At 67.1% G+C, this 23,689-nt stretch carries 25 protein-coding genes; 20 read left to right on the top strand and 5 right to left on the bottom strand.

Annotated elements, in window-relative coordinates:
- The first annotated feature begins 186 nt into the window (after positions 1–186).
- Both HUS56_RS05565 and HUS56_RS05560 read left to right on the top strand, forming a co-directional pair.
- Positions 187–1,431, top strand: a complete 1,245-nt coding sequence (locus HUS56_RS05565) for a hypothetical protein (RefSeq protein WP_173922387.1) — start codon at positions 187–189, stop codon at positions 1,429–1,431.
- Positions 1,432–1,520: 89 nt separating this feature from the next.
- Complete coding sequence (locus tag HUS56_RS05560; RefSeq protein ID WP_173922386.1) at positions 1,521–2,015, top strand: VOC family protein; 495 nt, start codon at positions 1,521–1,523, stop codon at positions 2,013–2,015.
- Between the two features lie 11 nt (positions 2,016–2,026).
- Here HUS56_RS05560 and HUS56_RS05555 read toward each other — a convergent pair whose 3' ends face one another.
- On the bottom strand, positions 2,027–3,067 hold the full coding sequence (locus HUS56_RS05555; RefSeq protein WP_173922385.1) for an LLM class flavin-dependent oxidoreductase: 1,041 nt from the start codon (positions 3,065–3,067) through the stop codon (positions 2,027–2,029).
- 75 nt (positions 3,068–3,142) lie between these two features.
- Here HUS56_RS05555 and HUS56_RS05550 point away from each other — a divergent pair, with 75 nt between their 5' ends.
- Entirely contained in the window at positions 3,143–3,667 is a 525-nt protein-coding gene (locus HUS56_RS05550; protein WP_173922384.1) for a nuclear transport factor 2 family protein, read from the top strand.
- 40 nt (positions 3,668–3,707) lie between these two features.
- Here the strand turns inward: HUS56_RS05550 and HUS56_RS05545 are convergent, their stop codons facing one another.
- Positions 3,708–4,547 carry a TIGR03620 family F420-dependent LLM class oxidoreductase gene (locus HUS56_RS05545; protein WP_217423940.1) on the bottom strand — a complete coding sequence of 280 codons (840 nt, stop codon included), beginning with the start codon at positions 4,545–4,547 and terminating at the stop codon, positions 3,708–3,710.
- Entirely contained in the window at positions 4,544–4,837 is a 294-nt protein-coding gene (locus tag HUS56_RS05540; RefSeq protein ID WP_173922383.1) for a putative quinol monooxygenase, read from the bottom strand. The genes HUS56_RS05545 and HUS56_RS05540 overlap by 4 nt, the downstream gene beginning before the upstream one ends.
- Positions 4,838–4,972: 135 nt before the next feature.
- On the opposite strand from HUS56_RS05540, the gene dctP reads away from it, so the two are divergent.
- From dctP to HUS56_RS05490, 10 genes are all read left to right on the top strand, one after another.
- The gene (dctP, locus tag HUS56_RS05535; protein WP_173922382.1) at positions 4,973–6,205 is read left to right on the top strand and encodes a TRAP transporter substrate-binding protein DctP; all 1,233 of its coding nucleotides are present in this window, start codon (positions 4,973–4,975) and stop codon (positions 6,203–6,205) included.
- Positions 6,206–6,397: 192 nt separating this feature from the next.
- Complete coding sequence (locus HUS56_RS05530; protein WP_173922381.1) at positions 6,398–7,654, top strand: cytochrome P450; 1,257 nt, start codon at positions 6,398–6,400, stop codon at positions 7,652–7,654.
- 11 nt (positions 7,655–7,665) lie between these two features.
- On the top strand, positions 7,666–7,977 hold the full coding sequence (locus tag HUS56_RS05525) for a 2Fe-2S iron-sulfur cluster-binding protein (RefSeq protein WP_173922380.1): 312 nt from the start codon (positions 7,666–7,668) through the stop codon (positions 7,975–7,977).
- A 16-nt stretch (positions 7,978–7,993) separates the two neighbouring features.
- A complete protein-coding gene (locus HUS56_RS05520) occupies positions 7,994–9,235 on the top strand; it encodes an NAD(P)/FAD-dependent oxidoreductase (protein ID WP_173922379.1) in 1,242 nt (413 codons plus the stop codon).
- Positions 9,232–9,684, top strand: a complete 453-nt coding sequence (locus HUS56_RS05515) for an HtaA domain-containing protein (protein WP_173922378.1) — start codon at positions 9,232–9,234, stop codon at positions 9,682–9,684. Before HUS56_RS05520 ends, HUS56_RS05515 begins: the two co-directional genes overlap by 4 nt.
- The gene (locus HUS56_RS05510) at positions 9,681–10,304 is read left to right on the top strand and encodes a TetR/AcrR family transcriptional regulator (protein ID WP_173922377.1); all 624 of its coding nucleotides are present in this window, start codon (positions 9,681–9,683) and stop codon (positions 10,302–10,304) included. The genes HUS56_RS05515 and HUS56_RS05510 overlap by 4 nt, the downstream gene beginning before the upstream one ends.
- Positions 10,305–10,308: 4 nt before the next feature.
- Positions 10,309–11,262 (top strand): oxaloacetate decarboxylase, encoded by a 954-nt coding sequence (locus HUS56_RS05505; RefSeq protein ID WP_173922376.1) that lies wholly within the window; start codon positions 10,309–10,311, stop codon positions 11,260–11,262.
- Positions 11,259–12,413: an NADH:flavin oxidoreductase gene (locus HUS56_RS05500; RefSeq protein ID WP_173922375.1), complete on the top strand. Its 1,155-nt coding sequence runs from the start codon at positions 11,259–11,261 to the stop codon at positions 12,411–12,413. Before HUS56_RS05505 ends, HUS56_RS05500 begins: the two co-directional genes overlap by 4 nt.
- Before the next feature lie 20 nt (positions 12,414–12,433).
- Entirely contained in the window at positions 12,434–13,564 is a 1,131-nt protein-coding gene (locus tag HUS56_RS05495) for a zinc-binding dehydrogenase (RefSeq protein WP_173922374.1), read from the top strand.
- A 39-nt stretch (positions 13,565–13,603) separates the two neighbouring features.
- Positions 13,604–14,803 carry an acyl-CoA dehydrogenase family protein gene (locus tag HUS56_RS05490; protein WP_173922373.1) on the top strand — a complete coding sequence of 400 codons (1,200 nt, stop codon included), beginning with the start codon at positions 13,604–13,606 and terminating at the stop codon, positions 14,801–14,803.
- Between the two features lie 48 nt (positions 14,804–14,851).
- On the opposite strand, the gene HUS56_RS05485 is transcribed toward HUS56_RS05490, so the two are convergent.
- The gene (locus HUS56_RS05485) at positions 14,852–15,352 is read right to left on the bottom strand and encodes a flavin reductase family protein (protein ID WP_217423939.1); all 501 of its coding nucleotides are present in this window, start codon (positions 15,350–15,352) and stop codon (positions 14,852–14,854) included.
- 119 nt (positions 15,353–15,471) lie between these two features.
- On the opposite strand from HUS56_RS05485, the gene HUS56_RS05480 reads away from it, so the two are divergent.
- A complete protein-coding gene (locus HUS56_RS05480; protein WP_173922372.1) occupies positions 15,472–16,380 on the top strand; it encodes a LysR family transcriptional regulator in 909 nt (302 codons plus the stop codon).
- An 18-nt stretch (positions 16,381–16,398) separates the two neighbouring features.
- Here HUS56_RS05480 and HUS56_RS05475 read toward each other — a convergent pair whose 3' ends face one another.
- Complete coding sequence (locus HUS56_RS05475) at positions 16,399–17,577, bottom strand: flavin reductase family protein (protein ID WP_217423938.1); 1,179 nt, start codon at positions 17,575–17,577, stop codon at positions 16,399–16,401.
- Between the two features lie 136 nt (positions 17,578–17,713).
- Here HUS56_RS05475 and HUS56_RS05470 point away from each other — a divergent pair, with 136 nt between their 5' ends.
- The 6 genes from HUS56_RS05470 to HUS56_RS05445 all read left to right on the top strand — a co-directional run bounded on the left by HUS56_RS05470 (position 17,714) and on the right by HUS56_RS05445 (position 23,682).
- Positions 17,714–18,613, top strand: coding sequence for an IclR family transcriptional regulator (locus HUS56_RS05470; RefSeq protein ID WP_173922371.1), 900 nt, complete (start codon positions 17,714–17,716; stop codon positions 18,611–18,613).
- Between the two features lie 112 nt (positions 18,614–18,725).
- Positions 18,726–19,511 (top strand): SDR family NAD(P)-dependent oxidoreductase, encoded by a 786-nt coding sequence (locus HUS56_RS05465; protein WP_173922370.1) that lies wholly within the window; start codon positions 18,726–18,728, stop codon positions 19,509–19,511.
- Between the two features lie 16 nt (positions 19,512–19,527).
- Positions 19,528–20,514, top strand: a complete 987-nt coding sequence (locus HUS56_RS05460) for a nitronate monooxygenase family protein (protein ID WP_173922369.1) — start codon at positions 19,528–19,530, stop codon at positions 20,512–20,514.
- A gap of 12 nt (positions 20,515–20,526) precedes the next feature.
- On the top strand, positions 20,527–21,285 hold the full coding sequence (locus HUS56_RS05455) for an SDR family NAD(P)-dependent oxidoreductase (protein WP_173922368.1): 759 nt from the start codon (positions 20,527–20,529) through the stop codon (positions 21,283–21,285).
- Complete coding sequence (locus tag HUS56_RS05450; RefSeq protein WP_173922367.1) at positions 21,282–22,037, top strand: enoyl-CoA hydratase/isomerase family protein; 756 nt, start codon at positions 21,282–21,284, stop codon at positions 22,035–22,037. The genes HUS56_RS05455 and HUS56_RS05450 overlap by 4 nt, the downstream gene beginning before the upstream one ends.
- 124 nt (positions 22,038–22,161) lie before the next feature.
- On the top strand, positions 22,162–23,682 hold the full coding sequence (locus HUS56_RS05445; RefSeq protein WP_173922366.1) for a CoA-acylating methylmalonate-semialdehyde dehydrogenase: 1,521 nt from the start codon (positions 22,162–22,164) through the stop codon (positions 23,680–23,682).
- Positions 23,683–23,689: the final 7 nt, after the last annotated feature.

The raw sequence follows: 23,689 nt of genomic DNA, 5'->3' as shown, positions 1-23,689 counted from the left end.
GCCGTGGCCGAAGGGGCGACGGCGCGCGGCTCTCTTCGCACCTCGACCGGCCATCGGGGAGTTCCACCGAGCCTGCCGGATCGTCAAGACCGCCTCGTGGCGGCTTGATGTGATAATTATTTATATGTTGCATCTCAAGCCCGAACTCGTCGAGTTCCCCACACCGTCACGAAGGAGTGATTCTCCATGAATCAGAAATCCGCCATCCGATCGGCGGTGCTGGCTGCTGCCGCCCTCACTCTCGGGCTCGCCGCCTGTTCGTCTGGCGGCACCACCGCGCAAGAGGGCGAATCGACGGCCGATGGGGCGTCGTGGGACACGCTGGAGCCCATGGAGTTCCGCATGGCCACCTTCGGCGGCGAGGACAACATCCACTCGCAGCCCTTGAACGCGCTCGCGGAGACGATGGAGGAGGTCTCCGGTGGCAAGCTGACCTTCGAGATCTTCTATGGCGGAGCGCTCGTGCCGTCCACCGAGCAGGGCGTCGCCATCGCCAACGGGATCACCGATATGGGAACGTTCTTCCCGGCATACACGGCGTCCGACTACCCGGCCGACGAGTGGGCATCGCCGCTCGCCTTCACCCCTGACGATTCGCCGGTGGTAGGGAGCCTCCAGGCGATCGGGACCACACTCGACTGGGCGTACCAGACCCCCGAGTACCTCGAGGACATCACATCGAAGGGGATCACTCCGCTCCTTCCGCGCATCCAGACGTCGCACGCGTACAACCTCCTCTGCAAGGACGAGGTGACGACTCTGGCCGACGTGCAGGGCAAGCGCATCCGGATCGGCGGCCCGACGCACTCGGCAGAGGTCGAGGCGCTCGGCGGCGTCCCGGTGGCGCTGCCGAACACCGAAGTCTTCGAGGGCCTTCAGCGGGGTGTCATCGATTGCACGGTGGCCACCCTCACCGACATCGTCAACGTCGGTCTCGCTGATGCAGCGCAGAACTTCACCTTCGTGCCCTTCAGTGGCTGGTCGTCCAACGTCTTCGGGGTCAATACCGGAGTGTGGGAAGCAATGCCGGAATTCGTTCGCGAGGCATTCCTCGACGAGGGGCTCCCTGCATACCTCGAGGCCTTCGTGCAGGCGGAGATGACTGCGAACGTGGAAGTCGCCCAGATGGAGGAGCTGACCTTCCTCCCACCGAGTGACGACATCGTCGACGTGCTCGATGAGTACCACGAAACGGTGCTCGAGTCGCGCCGGACCGCTACCGGCACACCGCTTGAAGACCCATCCGCCTCCCTCGACCGCTACCTGGAGATCAGCGAGAAGTGGCTCGGACTGGTGCAGGATGCCGGCTACGACGGAGCGCCGGCGAACTGGAACGAGTACATCGCGGCTCACAACGGCGAACTTCCGGATTTCGGCCCATGGCTCGAGTTGGTGCTCAACGACGTGGTGAAGGCCAACCACGAATCCTGACGAATGAAGAGGCGGCGGGCCCGCGGCACTGGGCATGCGGGCCCCCGTCGTTCGGTCACGTGGTGCGAGGGACGCAGAGAGGTGGAACCATGACGATCGAGGTGGAACGCATTGAGGTGCTGGGGGCGAACGTCAGTGACCTTGCGGGTGCGCGGGAGCTGTTCACCAGACTGTTCGGGCTGAAATTCGAGAGTGTCGTCTTGGGTGCTCGAGGTGACATCTCGTCGGAGCGGCTGCCGATGCGAAGCGGGGAGTTGCACCCCGATCCGCAGTCCGTCCAAGGCCGGCCCACGCCGCTGGCCATCGACACTTCGGGCCTGTTCGAGCTGATCGAGGCGCCGACGCCCGACCAGGCCGACCGGATGCGGAACATCCACCTCAAGGTCGCCGATATCGAAGCCGCGACCGGGGAGATGATGGCGAACGGCATCCGCGTCGTCGACAACCTCCGGTGCGGGAACCTTCGAGAGGTGATCTTCGAGCCCGACGACCTGTTCGGGATCCGTCTGTGCTTCGTCCAGTACGACGAGCCGAGCATCATCGAGGCGATGCTGGCCAACCAGGAGTCGTCGAGGACGGCCTGACCGGACCCGGTTCACGCCACTTCGTCACGAGGCTGCGTGACCCCTTCTCGCCAGCGGTCGAAGAAATCACCGAGGTCCGGAAGCACGTAGGCGCCCCAGAGCCGTGAGACCCCGGCTGCATTCAACGACTCGAGACGGGTGCGGACGTCGGTGGAGGTGCCGAACACGCCGAACTGCTCGGCGAGGTGCTCGCGCAGGCCGAGCTCGTCGATGAGCCGGGCATTCGGGTTGTCGGCGCTCCCGCTGGCGTGGCGGATGTACGAGTACCGACTCGCCAGTTCCGCGAAGCGCGATCGAAGGGCGCCGGGGATGATCGTCCTTGCCGCCGACCTCGCAAGGAGGTTGCCCCCGACCGCGAGCGCCGAGCCGACCTCGCGAGCAGCGCCGTCGGCCGTCCGAGCGAGATTCAAGTAGGACAGGTACCAGACCTCGATGTCGGCTGGATCCCGGCCGACCTCGCGCGCCCCTGCGGCGATCTGCTCGGCTGCGTACTCCCGAGCCGACTCGCCCATCCCGAGCCCGACGACGACGGCATCGGCCACGCGACCGGCCAGTCGCAGCATACGTGGACCGTGCGCCGAAACCACGATGGGAATGGCGCCGCCAGACCACCACTCGAGCACGAGCGCGCTGCCCCGATAGTCGGCGCGCCCCGTGGAATGCAGAAGGCGGATCGCACGGATGTACTCTTCGAGCTCTGTGATGGTTGCCGGCTGCGCGCCCAGGTTGTGGACGGCGCTGTCACCCGTGCCGACGCCGAAGACCGCGCGACCACCCGAGAACTCGTGCAGTGTTGCCATCGCCGAGGCGGCGACCGCGGGATGCCGCGTCACCGGATTCGTGACGCCTGGTCCGAACTGCACCTGCGACGTGCTCGCAGCGATCAGGGTCAGCGCCGTGTACAACTCTCGGTGCGTCGATTGCATGTCGCCGACCCGGAGTGCGCGGAAGCCGGCATGCTCTGCCGCCTGTGCGAGTGCGGGTACGCGGTCGAGGGCGAACGCGGGAAAGTTGATGCTGATGTCGACGGAGGCGAGGTCGAGTGCAGCCATGCCCGAACGTTCCCCTTAGATCGTTGTAGTGATTGCTAGGATACGGCAAACGATCCGAATCAACGAGGAGCGGACATGGCATACACACTCGACGAGCTCTCCAGCATCGCGGAGATCCGGAACCTCCAGGAGCGGTACTGCCGCGGAATCGACCGCGCCGACGCGGATATCCTGCGCACCGTGTACTGGGAGGACGGGTACGACGAGCACGGTGGGTTCGAAGGCGACCGTGAGGCCTACATCGACTGGGTGATTCCCGTGGTGCGAGAACGCTTCGAGGTGCTGCAGCACGTGCTCGGCCAGACCTGCACCGAGCTCGACGGCGACTTCGCCTACGCGGAGACGTACTTCGTGCAGCATTCCCTCCGCCCCGACGGCGTGACGTATGCGAGCCCTGGCAGGTACATCGACCGCTTGGAGCGGCGCAACGGCGAATGGCGGATCCTCGAGCGCAAGACGATGATGTCGTTCTTCTACGCGACCGACGTGGCCGACGCCGAGAAGCACGCGGCCGCGGGCTTCCCTGCCGGCAGCATGACCCGAGAAGATCCCTCGTACATTCGGGGGCCGCTGCTCGGAGATCGTGCGAGTGTCGCCTGAGCGAACGGCCCGCGCCTGATCCCGCTCATTGCGTGCGGGATCAGGCCAGGTCGAGCGCCGCAGCGAGGGCCGCGACATCCACCGCCGGATCTTCGCCCTCAGGTGTGACGACCTGCGCGAGCACGTGGTCGGCGCCAGCGTGCAGGTGCACGTCGAGGCCCGCCTTCACGCCGGCGTTCGTGCCCGAGACGACGAGCGCGTCGATCACACGCGGTGCAGCGGAATCCAGCTCGGTGGTCCTGAACCCGAGGCGCTCGAGATTGCGTCGGTAATTGCGCAATCGCAGGTAGAACTCCACACCAGGTCGTGCTGCCTCGAGCGCCCTCGTCCTCACGTCGTCGAGCACCACCCGCTGCTCGGGGATCAACAGTGGCGATCGGCCGAGGATGTCGCGTGCCCGACGGGTGTGTTCGGGCGTCACGAGGTAGGGGTGCGCCCCGCCCGTCCGCTCCGCGGCGATGGCGAGCGCGCGGGGTCCGAGCGCCGCCAGCACGATGCGATCGGCGGGAACGCCCCCGGCGAGGAGGACGTCGAGGTAGACCTCCAGGGCGGCGATCGGGCGACGAGCCAGTTCGGTGCGTTCGGGATGACCCAGGCCGATACCGAGGATGAAGCGCTCGGGGTACTCGCGCTGCAGCCGATGGAATGACGCCGCGACCTGGTGAGGATCGGTCGCGAAGATATTGACGACCCCCGATCCCACGATGATGTGGTCGGTCGCCGCCAGCACCCGTGCAGGGATGTCGAGATCAGCGCTCACGCCCCCGTACCAGACCGACCCGAATCCGTGACGCTCCGCCAGGATGCCGAAGAACGGGTCGGTGTCGCGGCCCATTCGCCAGAGGCCGTAGCGACCGAGGCGATTCCGGATGCCGCTCACGCGGGTGACACGTCGTACTTCACGACCTGCGGGGCACCGGCCAGCAGCGGGCCGAGCGCGGATCTGGTGCCGTTCTCAGCACGGTAGGCGCGATAGGCAGAGTCGGCTTCCTCCGACTCCCACCGTTCGATGAGCAGCCACCGCGTCGGGTCGGCCTGGTCGACGAGCACGTCGACGCCGAGGTTTCCTTGGAATCCGCGGGTGAGCTCCAAGGACTCGCGAACAACTCGTTCCGCGTCGGCCAGGGACTCGGGCTTGAGGGTCAGGGTGACGATCGAGGTGACTGGCATGATTTCGTCGCTTTCGCTCATGGACGTTGCCTCTCGATCTTATAGTAACAATCATGTATATATTAATGAGATTGCCGAGATCAACGTTTAGCCTGTGACGCATCCGCCCGACGGCGTGCGAACGAGAGGATCCTCATGCTCAACACTTCGAAATCCCGCGTGCTCATGGGAGGGGGCCTGGTGATGGCGCTCGCCCTCACCGGTTGCGCCTCGGGCGGCGCATCCCCGGCGCCGACCGATAAGGAATCGTCGCTCGACAGCATGGACCCCATCGTGCTCACCTACAGCGACTCGAACGTCGAGACCGCCGCGCACGTCATTGCGATGCAGGAGTTCATGGAGCAGGTCACTGAAGCGACCGACGGGAAGATCACGTTCGAGACGTACTATGCCGCGGCGTTGCACCCGGTGACCGAGTCGCTCAGCGCGATCCAGTCGGGGCTGACCGACATCACCTTCGTCTCTCCTTCGAATGTGCCCGACCTGATGCCGGCCGCGCTCTGGGAGACCACGATCGCGCAGAGCGCGATCGAGCCGGAGTTCCCGATGTCGCTCATCCAGGGGACGCCCGTCCAGTCGGCCGCCTACGAGGAGGGCCCGCTGGCCGACGAGCTTGCGGCGTACGACGCGGAGACCCTCGTCACCTGGGGCACCGCACCGAACAGCGTGATGTGCAAGTCCGAGGTCACCTCGGCCGACCAGGCCGCTGGAAAGACGATCCGCACGCCGGGTCCGCCCTTCCTGAACGAGGTCGAGGAGTTGACGATGACGAACGTCACCCTCCCGGTCACGGATGTCTTCGAAGGCCTCCAGCGCGGCGTCATCGACTGCTTCATGAACGTCATCAGTCCGTTCATCACCCTCGGCATCTGGGACGAGGCCAAGTACTTCATCCCGGCTCATTTCGCCTCGTCGTACGGTTCGCAGCTGCTCATCAAGAAGTCCGTCCTGGAGGAGCTGCCGATCGAGGCGCAGCAGATCATCTTCGACGCCCGAGTCGACCTGCTCGCGAACATCGTCGAGGCGTCGCTCGAACGCAACGTCCAGTGGGCGAACGAGGCCCCCGCGAAGGGTGTGACGTTCGTCGACCCGACGTCATTCAACAAGGCGATCGACGCCGCTCGTGACGCCTACACGGAGGCCGCCCTCGACGAGGCCCCGGCCGCCATCGCTGATCCGAAGGCGTTCGCCGACGAGCTTGGCGAGTTCGCCGGCAAGTGGGACGAACTGGCCGGCGGGCTTGAAATCGAGTCTGGCAGCCCGTCGACCCAGGAGGGTTGGATCGAGCTCTACCGCTCGGTCGAGGACATCGATTGGGACGCATACCGGGACGCCCTGCACGAGTATCTGGCGCCCTATCGGCCCTGACCTCGAGTGACGTATCGGCCGGGGGCCGCTTGACAGGTCTCCGGCCGATATGTTCATATGAGGGGATGGTGAACATGTGTTCACCCCCGCTTGGTGAACAAATGTTTACCCTGAGGTTCCATGCAATCCCGGGCCCGCATGGTCCGCCGGCCGACCTACGGCCGAAATCCCAGCAACGAAGCAGGAGCACAGATGTCCGAGTGGTATGAGATCGACAACAAGCTGCAGGACCCCGACTGGTACAGGACCCAGGAGTACCACCAGGTCTTCAAGCGACTGCGTCACGAAGATCCGGTGCACTGGACCCAGGATGACGCGTACGGCAAGCACTACTGGTTCCTGACGCGCTACGAAGACGTTCGCAACATGCTGCTCGATCCACGGGTCTTCAGCTCGCGCTGGGACACGCGGCCGCCGAAGACGACGAAGCGCTACACGCCCGAGGAGCGCTTCGAGATGGGGTTCGACGTCAGCATGGCGCGCAACGATCCGCCCATCCACGACCTCTACCGCAAGCCGGTGAACAAGCACTTCAGCGCGCCGGCCATCAACAAGATGCGCGGGCACGTCGAGGAGATCATCGACGAGATCATCGACGGCGTGGCCGACAAGGGTCGGGCCGATGTCGTCGAGGAGATCGCGGGCGACATGCCGGTCAAGGTGATCCTCCGGCTGCTCGGCGTTCCCGAGGAGGACTGGGACATGCTTCGGGAGGCCGCATGGCAGTGGCTGGCGCCGGCGCACCCCAGCTACATAATCGATGGCGACGTGCTCAAGACGCACCGTTTCGGTCACTCGAAGCTGCTCGATTACTGCGAGAAGCTCGCGCTCGCGCGGCGCGCCGAACCGAAGGATGACTTCGCAACGGTCTTGAGCCGCGTCATGATCGACGGCGACCCACTCAGCGTGCACGAGATGCGCAGCTACTTCACGATCCTCATCGGCGGCGGTCTCGAGACGACCCGCAACACCGCGGCGGTCGGACTCTGGCAGTTCCTGAAGAACCCCGACCAGCGCCAGCTCCTGCTCGACGACCCCTCGCTCATCAACAGTGCGATCGACGAGGTCCTGCGCTGGGTGACCCCGGCCCGCACGCGCTTCCGCATTGCCATGGAAGACGTCGAGATCGGCGGCAAGGAGATCCGTGCGGGCGACTGGGTGTTCGGGTCCCAGGTCTCTGCGAACTACGACGAGACGGTCTTCGAGAATCCCGAGAAGTTCGACATCACTCGGAACCCGAACCCGCACCTGAGCTTCGGTGAGGGCGTCCACCTCTGCCTCGGCCGCTACCTCGCGCGTCTCGAGCTCGCCTGCCTGTTCCCCAAGGTGCTGCAGGCGTTCCCCGACATGGAGGTCGCGGCTGAGCCCGAGTGGATTCCCGACAACATCACCACAGGATTCAGCCGTTTCGACGTCACGTACACCCCGCTCGTTCCGGCGAGCGTCTGAGAGGAAACATCATGGGAAAGGTCATCTACGTACTGCCCGATGGCGGCGAGCGTGCCGTGGAGGCTCGCGAGGGCGAGTCGCTCATGCAGGTCGCGGTGCAGGCCGGCATCGACGCCATCGAGGGTGAATGCGGCGGCGAGATGTCGTGCGCGACCTGCCACGTCTGGATCGGCGATGAGTGCGCCACGAAGCTCAAGCGCGCATCGCAGGATGAGCTGGATCTGCTCGAGGCCGACGATCTCTTCACTGACGAGAGCCGGCTCGGTTGCCAGATCAAGTACTCGAGCGAGCTCGACGGCATCATCGCCCGGATCCCCGGATAGATAGGAACCCGTGACAATGTCGCACTACGACGTCGTGGTCGTCGGTGCAGGCCATGCCGGCACCCAGCTCGTCTTCGCACTCACCGCCGGAGGGTTCACCGGCTCCATCGCCCTCATCGGGGATGAGGTCGCCACTCCGTACGAACGGCCGCCGCTCACCAAGGGGTATCTGGCTGACGAGACCCTCTCCGAGGACCTGGCCTTCCGATCCGAGTCCTGGTGGGCCGGCTCGAACGTCGAGCGTCACCTGGGTACCAGAGTGGTGGCCGTCGATGCCGAGGCGCATACGGTGACGACAGAGGACGGGGGAGCGATCGGCTACGGAACACTCGTCTGGAGCGCCGGGGGAGAGGCGCGTCGCCTGCCGGTCCCGGGTGCCGATCTGGACGGAGTCCACGTCGTGCGGAAGCTGAGTGACGCGGAGCGTGTCAAGCAGCGCCTCGGCACGATCAAGAACGCCGTCGTCATCGGTGGCGGATACATCGGCCTCGAGACTGCTGCTTCGCTCCGAAAGCTCGGTGTGAACGTGACGGTCGTCGAGGCGCTCGAGCGACTGCTGCAGCGAGTCACCGGCGAGGATGTCGCGGCCTACATCAAGGCGCGGCACGAGCGGGAGGGTGTCGACATCCTGCTCGGCACCGGGGTGAGCGAGCTCATCGGCGATGCCGGCCACGTCACCGGCGTGCGCTTGTCGTCGGGTCGGGAGCTCCCCGCCGATCTGGTCGTCGTCGGAATCGGACTCGTTCCTAACGTCAGCCAATTGGCGGACGCTGGCGCCGAAGTCGGGAACGGCGTGCTGGTCGACAAGCTCTGCCGGACATCGCTGCCCGACGTCTACGCGATCGGCGACTGTGCCAGCTTCGAGTCGGATTGGGTGCCTGGCGATCGACTGCGGCTGGAGTCGGTCCAGAACGCGAACGACCAGGCGAAGACCGTGGCCAACGCCATCCTGGGTGACCCGAAGCCATATGACGCGCTGCCCTGGTTCTGGTCTCACCAGTACGACGACCGGCTGCAGACGGCCGGCGTGTTGACGGGCTACGACGCCCCGGTGCTTCGCGGTGACCCCGCCAGCGGCAAGTTCAGCGTCGTGTACCTGCGAGGCAACACCGTGGCCGCCGTCGACGCGATCAACAACGTCAAGGACTACGCGCAGGCCAAGGCCCTCATCGGTCGAACAGTGCTCCCCGGCGATCCCCGCCTCGCCGATCCGTCGGTACCGCTGAAATCGTTCGTCGCCGAGGCGCAGCCGGCATGAGCGAGACGGTCGGTCGGCTGCACTGGGCGGTCAAGGAATCGTTCATCGCGTACATCCGGGGACTCGACGACGGCGACATCGAGACGTTCGACGGCTGCGAGCTCCAGGACGGCGTGTTCGTCTTCCCCGGCGAGTCCGGGGAAGACGGGGAGCTGCTGTTCAGCGGCGGAGTGCACTTCACGGGCTTCGCCGGCATGCTGGACGTGCGGCTCGTCGACCCGATGGTCGAGTTCGACGGTACTGAGGCGAAGGTGACCGCGCTCGTCGGCCCCGCAGCGATCGCCGCACGCGTGCACATCGCGACGATCGAGGGTGGCGAGCCGTACCGGCCCGGGAACTCTTGGACCGCCGCGCCGAAGCTCACGTTCGAGGGCGTCCGGATCCTCGGCGACGTGTACCAGGTCGGCGCCGAACTCGCACCGCTCAGCATCGAACCGGAGACGCAGTGAGCGACGCCGCCTACCAGGCGATCCTCGAGGCCGCGCGGGCGCGGTTTGCCGAGGACGGCTATCGAGACGTGACCATCCGCGCGATCGCGGCGGACGCCGGGTACTCGCCGGCGATGGTCATGAAGCTCATGGGCAGCAAGGAGCGGTTGTTCTGGCTCGTCGCGCCGAGGGTCGCCTCCAACGCCGGGCTCGAGGAGGAGCGCGAGCTCGTGCCCAAGGACGACCTCGGTCGTGAGCTCGTGCGGCGCATCTTCGCCCGCCGCAGGGCCGGTGCCGGGGACCCGTACGCCGTCGCGCCGTACCTCGTCAGGTCCGCACCCGAGCCCGAGCCGATCCGGGACGAGATCCGTGACCGATACGTTCACAACATGGCGGCGATCATCGGCGACTCCACCGGTGACCGACGGCATGCCAAGACCGTGCTGTCGATACTCTTCGGCATCGCGGCATCCGTTCACACCTTGGATGCGTACGAGCCCGGTGACGACCCGGACGCCATCACGACGTTCGCGCGGCTCGTGCAGACGGTGATCGACCGGACCGAAGGCCCGCGTATTCCGCTTCCCGACGAGAGCGTCGGCATCACCGCGGCCAGCCGTGCGACACAACGAGAGGACTGATCACATGACGGACGCATCGAAGGGGGCGCGGCTTCGCGCGCTGTTCGAGTCCAAGGAGACGACGCTGATGCCCTTCGGGGTCCTGCCGTTGCACGCGCGGATGGCGCAGCAGGCCGGCTTCCAGGCCTTCGAGGTCTCGGGCGGCTACTCGTCGTTCTGGCTCGCCGGTGTCGCTGACGTCGGCTACCTGACGATGACGGAGATCGTCGAGCATGCCGCGCGCGTGGCCCGCGCGGTCGACATCCCGGTCTTCTGCGATGCCGACACGGGTTACGGCGGCCCCGTGAACGTGCAGCGAACCACGCGCGCGTTCATCGAGGCAGGGGTCGCGGGGATCCACCTCGAAGATCAGGCCGAGCCGAAGAAGGCGGGTGGACGAGGCGGAATCCGCCTGGTGTCCGATGCCGAGGCGATCGGCCGGTTCACCGCCGCCGTGGAGGAGCGGGATCGGCGCGATCCCGACTTCGTCCTCGTCGCGAGGACCGACGGCTACGGCGCGGTCGATGGCGGCGGCCTCGACGAGGCCATCCGGCGGGGCCGGTTGTATCGCGAAGAGACCGGCGTCGACGTCATCTTCTATGAGGGACTCGAGACCTGGGACGAGATCGAGACGGCACTCCGCGAGACCCCGGGGCCCGCCTACGCCATTCCGCATCGCAATGCGGGGCCGACACCGTCGGTGGCCGAGATGACCCGCATGGGCCAGTCGATCCAGATCGTTCCGTTCCTGCTGCCTGGGGTGCACGAGGTCTGGAACCTGCTGCGCTCCGTGGCCGAAAGCGGTGAGCTCAAGCCCGTCGACGACTACCGGTCGTACGTGGAGTCCTTCCGCGGAACCGACGCGTGGGTCGGCGCAGGCGAGGCGCTGCTCGCCATCACCTACGACGACGTCGCCGAACTCGAAGGTCGCTTCGCGCCGAACCTCGCGAACGCGGCGGCCCCTGGAGGTGCCGCGTGACGGTGCTCGACACTCCGCTCTCCTTCATGCGCGGGCGGCCGCTGCCCAATCGGTTCGTCCTGGCGCCGATGACGAACAAGCAGAGCGCACTCGACGGCACCGTACTCGATGCCGAGGTGAACTGGCTCGTTCGTCGGGCGCAGGGCGGGTTCGGTGGGATCGTCACCAGTGAGAGCGGCGTGGAGGCACGCGGGCGGGGATTCGCCACCGAGCCGGGCACTCACTCCGACGCCCACATCCCGGGCCTCACGAGGCTCGCCGACGCGATCAAGGCAGAGGGCAGCCTGGCGACCGTGCAGTTGAACCACGCCGGCATGCGTGGTTACCGCGCGGAAGAACGGGTCAGCTCCTCGGACGACGCAGACACCGGCGCGCGAGCGCTTCGAGAGGATGAGATTCCCGGTGTGATCGCGGCGTGGGCGAGCGCCGCGGCCCGGTGCGAGGCGGCGGGATTCGACGGCGTTCAACTCCACGGCGCGCACGGCTACCTGATCGGCCAGTTCCTCAGCGGCACCCTGAACCGACGCCGGGATGACTGGGGCGGGTCACCCGAGAACCGGGCACGATTCCTGTTCGCGATCATCGATGCCATCCGCGCTTCGACGGGTCCCGAATTCCAGCTCGGCGTCCGGCTCTCGCCGGAGCGGTATGGCCAGGACCTCTTCGAGATCACTGCCGTGGTCGAGCGACTGATCGATGAGCGAAAGGTCGATTCGATCGACATGTCGCTCTGGGACGCCGGCAAGTTCCCCGACGACGAGCGCGCCGATCGCGCGCCGATCATGCGGCACTTCCTGCGTATTCCCCGCGGGGCTGTGCGCATGGGCGTCACCGGCCGGATCCGCACCGGCGCGTCGGTGCGAGCGGCACTGGACGAGGGCAGCGACTACCTCGCGATCGGCAAGGCGGGCATCCTGTATCCCGACTTCCCCCGGATGCTCCTCCAGGATCCCGGGCTCGAACCCGAGTGGTTGCCCGTGTCGGCTTCGTATCTGCGGTCGCAGTCAGTCGGTGACGGCTTCATCGAGTACCTGACGACCTGGAAGGGATTCATCTCGGACGAGGCGCCTCCCGAGGGATCCGCACCCTTCGTCTCCGCATGGAGCGACGAGGTGCACGGCATCAAACCGGTCGCGGTCGGCGCCGAATGAAAGCACACGAGCAGGATGGGATGGACGAGCACATGAGCGGCACCGACAATGGCGGCGGGCGGCAGGCGGTCTTCGATATGGACGCGCTGACGCTCTCGATCGAGCACGCTCCCGGCGCGGTGGCCGAACCTGGTGGACTCATCGCACGCGTGACGCTCGCGGGAGTGTGCGGGAGCGATGTGCACCGCATCGTGGGCCATGTGAAGGATGCCGTCGGTCGTGTGTCGTTCGGACACGAGGCCGTGGGAGTCATCGAGGAGCTCGGCGAGGGTCTGACCGTCGACTGGGGCGGAGTCCCGGTTTCGGTGGGCGATCGCATCATCTGGTACGCCGGTTCGACGCCGTGCGGTGAGTGTCGAGGGTGCCGAACGACCGGCGAGGCCTGTGACGATCGTCAGTGGCCATTGCCCTCGTCGATCCCCAACGCCGCGGGCTACCGGGACACCGCGACCCTGTCGCGTCGCGTGCCATTCTTCCGTGTCGACGGGCCTGTGACCGACGAGGAACTCGCCGCCTTCGGTTGCGCCCTTCCGACCGCGATCAGCGGACAGCGGCGCCTCGGTCTCATCGAAGCGGGGCAGACGGTGGTGGTGCAGGGCGCAGGCCCGGTCGGCATCGCGGCCGCGATGGTCGCCTCGATCAGCCCGGCCCGGAACATCATCGTGATCGGCGCACCCGCGCACCGGCTCGAGCTTGCTCGCAAGTTCGGGGCGACCGTGACGATCGACCTCGAGGCGACGAGCGCCGAGGAGCGGCTGGCGCGGATTCACGAACTCACCGACGGACGTGGGGCGGATGTCGTCATCGAGGCGGCAGGGGTGCCCGAGGCATTCCCAGAGGGGGTCTCACTGCTCGCCCGTCACGGTCGATACCTGCTGTCGGGTCTGTACTCGGGCACGCGAGAGGTGTCGTTCGATCCGGTGCCGATCACGCTCAAGTCGGCTCGGATCATCGGGAACCTCGGGTCCCGGCCCGAGGTGGGACTGCAGGCACTGCGGTTCGTGCAGGCGAATCGCGAGCGCTTCCCGTTCGCCGAGATCGTCACGCACCGTTACCCGTTGGAGCGCGTCGGCGATGCCCTCGCCGCGATGCAGGACGGGTCGGCGATGAAGGTCGTCGTCGAGCCGGCTCGCGAGGCCGCTGCTGTCTGAGTGGATACGCGAACACGCGTGTCGAGAGAGGAAGAACGAATGACCATGACGCAGGACGACCAGATCCGGACGACGATCACGGGCAGTCCGCTCGAACGAGCGAAGTCCGTCGCCCCGGTGATCGACGCCGAGGCTGATGCGGGCGAGGCCGGAACCGACGTCACTCCCACGGCCGCGGACGCGCTCAAGGCGGCCGAGCTGTTCTGGATGTGGGTGCCCGAGGAACTGGGCGGGCTCGGCGCCGACCTGGTGGGCGGCTTCGAGGCGATCGAGGAGATCTCGAGGGCCGACGGCTCGACGGGCTGGGTGTTGATGGCGACCTCCGTCGGCACGCGGAACGCCGCCATCTACCTCGACGACGAGGGCCGGCAGGCCCTGTTCGGGGGACCCGAGAAGGCGATCCTGGGTGGCTTCGGCGGACCGCTCGGCGTGGCGGTCGAGGTCGAAGGGGGCCTGCGCGGGCGCGCAGATCGCCTGCCCTTCGGCAGCGGCTCGACCTACATCACGAACATCGCGGCGCACATGAAGATCGTCGACGAGGACGGCAATCAGCGCTACCTGGAGGATGGGACCCCGTTCACGCGCGTCGCCTACATCCCTCGGGACAGGTTCGAGATCCTCGGCAACTGGGACGTGATGGGCCTTGTTGCAACAGGCAGCTACGACTACCGGGTGCCCGAGCAGTTCATTCCCGACAAGTTCGTGATGAAGCAGCGGGATGCCCGCTTGGGCGCGGCCAACGCGAGTTCGGGTCCGGTCATCAGCCGCGCGTCGCTGGGCGTGGCCGGACACGGCGGCGTCGTGCTCGGCATCATGAAGCGGGCGTTGCAGGAGGTGGCGAGGATCACGACCACCAAGAAGCGCGAGGGCGTCAGCGGAACGCTCGCCGAGTCCGACGTCTTCCGGAAGGAGTTCGCCTCGCGTGAAGCCTCGTACCGGGCAGCGCGGGCCTACTTCCTCGATACGCTGGCCGAGATCGAGAAGTCGGCCGCAGAGACGAACGAGGTTTCGCCCGAGTTGGGTGCGCGCATCCAGCAGGCGACCACGTACGTCCACGAGGTGGCGGATGGCGTGGTGGGCTTCGCCCATCTCTGGGCGGGTTCGGAGGCGGTACGCCTGCCGAGTGCGATCGGGCGCTGCACGCGCGACTACCAGGTGGCGAAGAACCACCTGCTGATCAATCCGCTGACCATGCTGCGCGCCGCCGGACCGATCCTCGAGACCTATCTCGACGACTGAAGCGGAGACGGATGCCGCGGCCCTCGTGGGCCGCGGCATCCGTTGCAATCACCCGTGAGTGGCGTGAGTGCCGAAGCGGCGGTTGTGATAGGTCAGCGGGGCGAGCTCGTCGTGGTCGGCGCGCACCACGGTACCCATGACCACCTCGTGATCACCGCCGTCGATGAACGACTGCACCTCGCAGGCGACCCAGCTCGCTGCACCTCCGAGCCGGGGCAGGCCGGCGTCGAGCGACCACTCGACATCGGCGAACCGGTCGACGCCCTTGGACGCGAACCGCACAGCGGTGTCAGCCTGCTGAGCGCTGAGGACGTTGACGCCGAACCAACCGGTGCGCCGCACGACCTCGAGAAGTGCTGATCGACGATCGAGCGAGACGAGCATCATCGGGGGCGTCATGGAGAGCGATGCGAATGCGCTCACGGTCGTGCCGTGCGGAGTGTCGCGCTCGTGTGCGGTCACGATCGATACGGGAGTGGCGATGTTTCCCATGGCCATGCGGAACTCGTCCTGGATCAGCGGCGGCGGGGCAATGTCGGTCATGGTCATCGTCGGACTCCTCTGTCATCAATCGATGTGCGGGTATTCGCTTTCCATCGTCGGCCAGCAAGGTCGGTGTGTATAGTGCAAGTAAAGCCGCTTATCATGCGCAAGATGCAAGGAATCAGATGATCGATGTGAACCGCCTCAGCCACGCGGTCGCCATCGCCGAGCATGGAACATTCGGTGCTGCGGCGCTCGCGCTGCACATGTCGCAATCGGCGCTGACACGAAGCATCCAGTCCCTCGAGTCCGAGTTCCGCGTTCGACTGTTCGTGCGGGGCCGGGCGGGGGCCAAGCTGACTCCCGAGGGCACGCGGTTCATCGCGCAGGCGGAGCAGCTGGTGCGGCACGCCGCCTCCGTCGAGAGCGATCTGCGCGACATCAGCGCCGGTCGGGATGCCGCGGTGAACGTCGGCATGGGACCGATATCGGCGACCCTCTTCCTCCCGCGCATCCTCGAGGACCTCCTGGGACTCACGAACCAGTTCCCGGTGCGGGTCAAGGTGGGCTCGAACAGTGAGCTGCGGTACATGCTCGACGCGGGAGAACTTGATTTCTACGTGGGCGGCGTGCCTCGCGAATCTCGCGTATCGGGTGGTGAGGAGGGTCTGCGCGTCGACGCCATTCGCGCTCGCTCACGCCTTGCCCTCCTCACGCGCGAGGGTCATCCGCTGCTCGAATCGCCCGATGACCCCGACCTGCGCCGGCGTTTTCCCGTCGTGGCGGGCACCTTCGCGCGCGACACCTCGGTTGGAGCCGACGTCGAGCGGCACGGCTTCGCAGCCCCGGCGTTCGTACTCGACGACTACGACCTGCTCGCCGACCTCGTTCGACGCACCGATGCCGTGCTCCTCGCGACCGAGCTCATCGAGGCGCTACGACCCGAGTTCGGTCTACGACGGTTGGACATCGACGTGGCACCCCAGACCTCCGCGAACTACGGGATCGTGTACTCGCAGGCTCACCGGCTCTCGGCAGCCGCTCAGCAGGTGGCCGGGCTGGTCCGAGAGACGATCACCGTGGCATACGCCTGAGCCGTCGAACGACTGATGTCAGTCGACGCGGCCGCCGAACCGCTCGCTGAGGGTCCGCGACGTCGCCACCAGCACATCGCGTGCCCCCTCGACGAAATCCAGCGACGCGTCGGGCGGGAACCCGTAGAGGGTCAGGTGGAGGAGTGGACCGTTCGCGCCGATCACGGGAGCCGTGATGGTGCGGACCTGGCTCGCCGTGGAGTCGTCCAGCAGATCAGGGTCGTCGAGTCCGCTCATCTCCTTGCCCGCTTCGAAGAGCCGGCGCTCCAGGCTCGGGGTGCGACCGTACTCGGCCATGGCCTCGACGAGCGTCTCGGCCTCGGTGGCGGCGTCGCTCTGGAACGTCAGCGTCCAGCCCCGCTTGCGCATCCGGTCGAGGTCAGCGTCGAATTCCGCTCGTTGCTCGCTTCCGAGTTCAGCCGGAAAACTGTCGTACCACTCGGCCCGGAGCTCGGGCGATCCCCAGGCGGCGATGGTTCCGCCGAACGGCGGGTAGAACGGCAGGATCGCCCCGACCGGGTCCGCGCCGCTGGCATGCCCGGCGGTCGCGACGATGGCGAGACCGTTCTCTTCGCGAGCGAGCACGCGGCACTCCAAGCCGACCTCTTCTGCGAGTCGTTCGAGGTCGTCACGCGCCGCCTCGGCGGCACGCACGGCTTCGCTCGGTCGACCGCGGGAGGCCATGACGAGCGACCGGGGAGCGAAGGTTCCGTAGCCACCCTGGAAGAACAGCAGGGGCAGCGTCGGATTCGCCACTTCCAGATGGAGCACCCTGCCGATGACGATGTCGTGGTCGCCCGCTTCGTGGACGTCGCCGAGTTCGCAATCGATCCAGGCCACCACCCCGTCGAGGACCGGTGACCCCGTGTGCGGGGCCGGCCGCCACTCGACCGATCCGAAACGATCGGCACCACGCGTGGCGAAGGTCCGGCAGATGTCCTCCTGTCCGCCGGCCAGCACGTTCACGCAGAATCGCCCGGCGTTCCGAATCGCCGGGAATGTCGATGACCCACGGTCGGGAAGGAACGCGACGAGCGGCGGATCGAGCGAGACCGAGGTGAATGAGCCCACCGCCATGCCGATCGGCTGGCCGTCGTCACCGACCGACGTGATCACCGCGACACCGGTCGGGAAGTGCCCGAGCACGTCACGGAACAGTCGTGGCGCGATCACGCCGCTCTGGGGTTCTGCGGACACAATGACTCCCTCGTCCACTCTTGGGTCAGGACAACCGACGGTTCGGGCGCCCTGGCTTCGACGACCCGGACACACCTTACCAACTGGTTATTCCTTATAAGGTAAACCCGTCACGGATGCCGCTACGCTCAGTTGGGTGTCAACGAAGCCGGCGCCCGCGGTCGTGCGGGCCATGTCCGCCCTGAACTACCTGACGGCGCATCCGGGAGTCTCGTTCACGCTGTCGGAACTGTCGAGTGCGCTCGATGTGAACGCGGCCTCGCTCTCGGCGTTGCTGCTCGCACTGACGGACGCCGGCTACGTGTCACGGCATCCGCGTCGGAAGACCTACACCCTCGGCCCCGCGGGTGTCGCGCTCGGCCACGCCGCGGCGCTCCAGTACCCCGCCATCGAAGCAGCGGAAGATGAGATGCGCGAGCTTGCGGATCTCGGCAACGAATGCGTGGGCACGGTCGCCACCGCCGGTGAGATTCTGTTCGTGGCGATCGAAGGACATCCTGGGGCGAAGTCCCGTGAGGCCTGGGTCGGGCAGCGGGTGCCCATGGTGCCGCCATTCGGCCAGGTGTTCGTCGCATGGTCGTCGAAGGCCGAGATCGACCGTTGGCTCGGGACGATCGGGCGCGGAGAGCAGGAGGCACTGCTTCGTCAGAGGCTCTTGGCGTCATTGGAACGGGTCCGTGAAGACGGGTACGTCGTCGGCCTGGCCAACGACCCCGTCGAGGAGGTCATCGCACTGATCGACGAGTTGACCGTGGTCGACCGCGACGAGGTCCGTCGACGGCTCTGGGAGGCCATTCCGAAGCAGGGGCCTGCTTACGTCGCCGAGGGCATTCAGCCCGACGAGGTGTACGACGTCGCGAACCTTGCAGTTCCGGTCTTCGACGCCGAAGGCTCGGTGGTGTTCGCGATGACGCTGACGGGGCTGTCGGGGGTTCGAGGTGATCGCCTGCGCGAGATCGGCGAGATCGCCCTCGGCGCGGCGCGGCGCGTGACTCGGCGTATCGGCGGCAAATGGCCGTCGCTCTCCGCCGCATGACGGTCGAGGCAGGTCCTCCAGAGGCAGCGAGCGTCGGGCTTGGCCTATCCTGTAGAACATTGATAGGATGGCACTGCGAATGCAGTCACGTCTACGCCGATGGAGGACGAAGTTGTCTGGTGAGGAAAGCGTCTACGCGGATCGGTTCCGCCTCGAGGGGCGTCGCATCGTCGTGCTCGGCGCGGGGCTCGGCATGGGGCGCGAGGCCGCGATCGCAGCCAGCCAACTCGGCGCGTCCGTGTTCGCCGTCGACCTCGACGGGGAGCGCGCGAAGTCGACCGCCGGGGTGGTCGGCGGTGGTTACGCCGCCGTCGACGTGACCGACAGGGATGCCGTCCTCGCGTTGGCCGAGCAGGCATCTGACGAACTCGGTGCCATCGACGGGGTGGTCGACGTCGTCGGCATGGCCGCGTGGCACACCGCCGAGCAGACTCCAGCAGACGTGCGCGAGCGGATGTTCGCGCTCAACTACGTGCAGGCCCTGCACGTGCTCGAAGCGTTCGTTCCCAAGATGACCGACGGCGGCACGTTCGCCTTCGTCAGCTCGGTGTCGGGCGTCCGGGGTGCGCAGGGACACAGCGCCTACGGCTCGGCGAAGGCGGCGCTCATCGCCCTCGTGCGGTCGGCCGCCGTGGAACTCGCGCCCCGCGGCATCCGAGTCAATGCCGTCGCCCCCGGGGTGATCCTCACGCCGCGGACCCAGGACAGCCTGTTCGCCGACCCCGAGTTCGTCGCCGCCCAGGAGGCGAACGTTCCCATGGGCCGATTCGGCGACACGCGGGACATCGCCGGTGCGCTCATGTTCTTCACCACGGCGGCCAGCGCCTACGTGACCGGTCAGAACCTCGTCGTCGACGGTGGCGTCGACGCGAAGTTCCCGCATCTCATCAAGTCCTGAGCCGAGGAGGCCCACGTTGATCGACAATGACTTCACACGCACCTTCGGCATCGAACACCCGATCACGTGCGGTGGCATGACCGGTGTCGGCACGGCGCCGCTCATCGCGGCGGTCGCCGAGGCGGGTGCGCTCGGCTTCCTCACGGCGCTCACGCAGCCCACGCCCGAGGATCTCGTGAAGGAGATCAAGCGCACCAAGGATCTCACCGACAAGCCGTTCGGGGTGAATCTGACGATCCTGCCCACGATTCGCCCAGTTCCCTACGACGAGTATCGGCACGCGATCATCGAGAGCGGCGTCAAGGTGGTCGAGACCGCCGGCAGCAGCCCCGAGCCGCACCTCCCGGACTTCAAGGCCGCCGGGGTCAAGGTCATCCACAAGGCGGTGGCGGTGCGCCACGCCCTGAAGGCGCAGTCCCTCGGTGTCGACGCGATCAGCATCGACGGGTTCGAGTGCGCGGGGCATCCGGGCGAAGACGACATTCCGGGCCTGGTGCTGATCCCAGCGGCCACGCGGGCCCTCTCCATTCCGGTGATCGCGTCTGGCGGATTCGCCACCGGCCGGGGCCTGGCGGCGGCGATGGCGCTCGGTGCTCAGGGCATCAACATGGGAACCCGATTCGTCGCGACCCACGAGGCCCCCGTGCACGAGAACGTGAAGCGTCAGATCGTGGCGAACTCCGAGCGCGACACGGTGCTGATCTTCCGCATGTTCAAGAACACCGCCCGGGTTGCCCGCAACTCCGTCTCCGAGGAGATCGTCGAGATCTCGTCCCGACCGGGTGCGACCTTCGACGACATCGCTCACCTGGCATCCGGCGCTCGTGGTCGCGAGCGGGTGCTCGCCGGCGGCGACATGGAAGGTGGCGTCTGGTGGGCCGGGCAGTCGCAGGGGCTGATCCACGAAGTACTCAGCGCGCGTGAGGTCGTCGACTCGGTGGTCGCCGAGGCGGAAGAGGTCATCGTGAACCAGCTGGCCACGCAGGTCAAGGTCGCGGTCTGAGAGAGGGCAAGCATGAGAATCGACAACGCAACTGCGCTTGTGACGGGCGCCGCTTCCGGCCTGGGGGCGGCGACGGCCGCGCGGCTGGCCGCCGAGGGCACGCGGGTGATCGGACTCGACCTGCCGAAGGGGGTCGAGTCGGCTCCGGCGATCGAGAACGTGCGGTACGTGGCGGCGGATGTCACGAACCCGTCGGATGTCGCGGTCGCGCTGGACGCGGTGCGCGAGACCGGGCGGCCGCTGCGCCTGGTCGTGAACTGCGCCGGGATCGCGCCCGCGGTGCGCATCCTGTCGTCACGTGGGGTGCACGACCTGAATGTGTTCCGCCGCACGATCGAGGTGAACCTGGTGGGCACGTTCAACGTGCTGCGGCTGGCCGCCGAGATCATCGCGGATCAGGATCCCGACGAGGACGGCCAGCGCGGGGTGATCGTGAACACCGCGTCGGTCGCGGCGTACGAGGGCCAGATCGGGCAGGCCGCATACGCGGCATCCAAGGGCGGAGTGGTCAGTCTCACCATCGCGGCGGCCCGTGACCTCGCACGGTCGGGGATCCGGGTGAACACCATCGCCCCGGGGATCGTGGCGACGCCGATGCTGACCTCGCTCGGCGAGGAGGTGGGCGCATCGCTGGCGAAGTCGGTGCCGTTCCCGGCGCGGTTGGCCAGGCCGGAGGAGTACGCCGATCTGGTGTCGATGATCGTCGCCCACGACTACCTGAACGGTGAGACGATCCGCATGGACGCCGCCCTGCGAATGGCACCGCAGTGAGCGTGCTCCGCATCGAACGCGACGGGCCGATCGCCAGGTTGACGCTGAACCGTCCCACGGCGGGGAACGCGCTCGACCTCGAGTTGGCTCGGGCGCTGCGCGACGGTGCCCGCACCCTGAGCGCCGACGAGTCCTGCGCCGTGGTGCTCATCGACGCGGAGGGGGTGCTGTTCTGCGGTGGCGGCGACCTCGCCGGCGTGTCTGCGGCCGCCTCGCCCGCCGACTACGTGCGTGAGCTCGCCGGCACCGTGCACGAGGCGCTGCTCGCGTTCGCGAATTCCGACCTCGTGCTCGTCGGCGCCGTGCACGGGCCCGCGGCCGGTGGCGGGTTCGGGCTCGTGTTGAACTGCGATTACGTCGTCGCCGCCGAGGATGCGTCGTTCGTGAGCGCGTACTCCAAGGTTGCGCTCAGCCCCGACTGCGGCACCTCGTACCTGCTGCCGAGGATCGTCGGCCCCACCCGCGCGACCGAGTTCGTGCTGGTCGGGCGCCCGCTGAACGCCGCGACCGCGCGGGACTGGGGCATCGTGAACACGGTCGAGCCGGCCGACCGGGTCGGCACGGTCGCCCGCGAGGCGGCCGAGAAGATCGCCCGGATGCCGCGGCCGGCGCGTGCGGCGTCCAAGCGACTGCTCGCCGCCGCGTGGCTCCCCGGGTACCGCGAGCACCTCGAACAGGAACGCGACTCGATCGCGCGCCTGTCCTCGACCGAGGAATCCGCGACGCTCCGCGCCGCCTTCGTCGGCAGATAGCACGCCAGAACCTGACAAGAAATCGTGAGTCCGAATAATTACTAGCAACACCTAGTAAATTATTGGTACGCCAAATAACATTGGACGAGGCGCACCCCCAGACGTGCGCGCGAAGGGATCCGAAATGACCGACACGCTGACCGAGACGAAGACGCTCACCCACTTCATCGGCGGCCGACACGTCGACGGCGCCTCCGGGCGCTACAGCGATGTGTTCGACCCGAGCACCGGCGAAGTGCAGGCGAGGGTCCCGCTCGCGAGCACCGCCGAGGTCCAGGCGGCCATCACGAACGCCGAGGCGGCACAGGTGGCCTGGGGCGCGACGAACCCGCAGAAGCGCGCGCGTGTGCTGCTGAAGTTCCTCGACCTCATCGCGAAGGACGCCCCCGAGCTCGCCCGGACCCTGTCGCGCGAGCACGGCAAGACGTACGAGGACTCGCTCGGCGACATCCAGCGTGGTGTCGAGGTCATCGAGTTCGCCGCGGGCGCACCGCACCTGCTGAAGGGCGAGTACTCGACTGGTGCAGGCACCGGCATCGACGTGTACTCCATGCGCCAGCCCCTCGGCGTGGTCGCGGGAATCACCCCGTTCAACTTCCCGGCCATGATTCCGCTGTGGAAGATGGGCCCTGCACTTGCCGCCGGCAACGCCTTCGTCCTGAAGCCGAGCGAGCGCGACCCCTCCGTTCCGCTGCGCATCGCTGAGCTCTTCCTGGAAGCCGGCCTGCCCGAGGGCGTGCTGAACGTGGTCAACGGTGACAAGGAGGCGGTCGACGCGATCCTGCATGACGACCGCGTGAAGGCCGTGGGCTTCGTCGGCTCGACGCCGATTGCGCAGTACATCTACGAAACGGCCGCAGCGTACGGCAAGCGCGCCCAGTGCTTCGGCGGGGCGAAGAACCACATGATCGTCATGCCCGACGCCGATCTCGATCAAGTCGCCGATGCCCTGATCGGCGCCGGGTATGGCTCGGCGGGCGAGCGGTGCATGGCCATCTCGGTCGCCGTGCCGGTCGGCAAGGAGACGGCTGACGCCCTGTCGGTCAAGCTCACCGAGCGGGTGAAGGAACTGAAGGTCGGCCCCGCACTCGCAGAGGGAGTCGACTATGGACCCCTCGTCAGCGCAGAGGCGCTCCAGCGCGTCGAGGGCTACATCCAGAAGGGCATCGAGGAGGGGGCCACACTCCTCGCCGATGGCCGCGGCTACACCGTCGAGGGCTATGAGAACGGCTTCTACCTCGGTCCGACGCTCTTCGACGACGTCACCACCGACATGACGGTCTACAAGGAGGAGGTCTTCGGTCCGGTGCTGTTCATCGCCCGCGCCGACGATTACGAGCAGGCGCTCGCCATGGCGACCGATCACGAGTACGGCAACGGCGTGTCGATCTTCACCCGCGACGGCGACACCGCCCGCGACTTCAGCGCCCGTGTGAACGTCGGCATGGTTGGCGTGAATGTGCCGATCCCGGTGCCGATCGCGTACCACACGTTCGGCGGCTGGAAGCGCTCGGGCTTCGGCGACCTCAACCAGCACGGCCCCGACGCCTTCCGCTTCTACACGAAGACCAAGACCGTCACGAGCCGCTGGCTGTCGCACGATCTGCGCGAGGGCGCGAGCTTCGTCATCCCGACGATGCACTGAGGCGGAC

The organism is Agromyces sp. Marseille-P2726, from assembly GCF_902809835.1.
Classification (GTDB): Bacteria; Actinomycetota; Actinomycetes; order Actinomycetales; family Microbacteriaceae; genus Agromyces.
Note: the sequence above shows the minus strand (reverse complement) of the source record. Positions and strands in the feature narration are given on the sequence as shown.

Coding starts and splice junctions, on each gene's coding strand:
- HUS56_RS05565 (WP_173922387.1), top strand. CDS start 187: ATGAATCAGAAATCCGCCATCCGATCGGCGGTGCTGGCTGCTGCCGCC.
- HUS56_RS05560 (WP_173922386.1), top strand. CDS start 1,521: ATGACGATCGAGGTGGAACGCATTGAGGTGCTGGGGGCGAACGTCAGT.
- HUS56_RS05555 (WP_173922385.1), bottom strand. CDS start 3,067: ATGGCTGCACTCGACCTCGCCTCCGTCGACATCAGCATCAACTTTCCC.
- HUS56_RS05550 (WP_173922384.1), top strand. CDS start 3,143: ATGGCATACACACTCGACGAGCTCTCCAGCATCGCGGAGATCCGGAAC.
- HUS56_RS05540 (WP_173922383.1), bottom strand. CDS start 4,837: ATGCCAGTCACCTCGATCGTCACCCTGACCCTCAAGCCCGAGTCCCTG.
- dctP (WP_173922382.1), top strand. CDS start 4,973: ATGCTCAACACTTCGAAATCCCGCGTGCTCATGGGAGGGGGCCTGGTG.
- HUS56_RS05530 (WP_173922381.1), top strand. CDS start 6,398: ATGTCCGAGTGGTATGAGATCGACAACAAGCTGCAGGACCCCGACTGG.
- HUS56_RS05525 (WP_173922380.1), top strand. CDS start 7,666: ATGGGAAAGGTCATCTACGTACTGCCCGATGGCGGCGAGCGTGCCGTG.
- HUS56_RS05520 (WP_173922379.1), top strand. CDS start 7,994: ATGTCGCACTACGACGTCGTGGTCGTCGGTGCAGGCCATGCCGGCACC.
- HUS56_RS05515 (WP_173922378.1), top strand. CDS start 9,232: ATGAGCGAGACGGTCGGTCGGCTGCACTGGGCGGTCAAGGAATCGTTC.
- HUS56_RS05505 (WP_173922376.1), top strand. CDS start 10,309: ATGACGGACGCATCGAAGGGGGCGCGGCTTCGCGCGCTGTTCGAGTCC.
- HUS56_RS05495 (WP_173922374.1), top strand. CDS start 12,434: ATGGACGAGCACATGAGCGGCACCGACAATGGCGGCGGGCGGCAGGCG.
- HUS56_RS05490 (WP_173922373.1), top strand. CDS start 13,604: ATGACCATGACGCAGGACGACCAGATCCGGACGACGATCACGGGCAGT.
- HUS56_RS05485 (WP_217423939.1), bottom strand. CDS start 15,352: ATGACCATGACCGACATTGCCCCGCCGCCGCTGATCCAGGACGAGTTC.
- HUS56_RS05480 (WP_173922372.1), top strand. CDS start 15,472: ATGATCGATGTGAACCGCCTCAGCCACGCGGTCGCCATCGCCGAGCAT.
- HUS56_RS05455 (WP_173922368.1), top strand. CDS start 20,527: ATGAGAATCGACAACGCAACTGCGCTTGTGACGGGCGCCGCTTCCGGC.
- HUS56_RS05445 (WP_173922366.1), top strand. CDS start 22,162: ATGACCGACACGCTGACCGAGACGAAGACGCTCACCCACTTCATCGGC.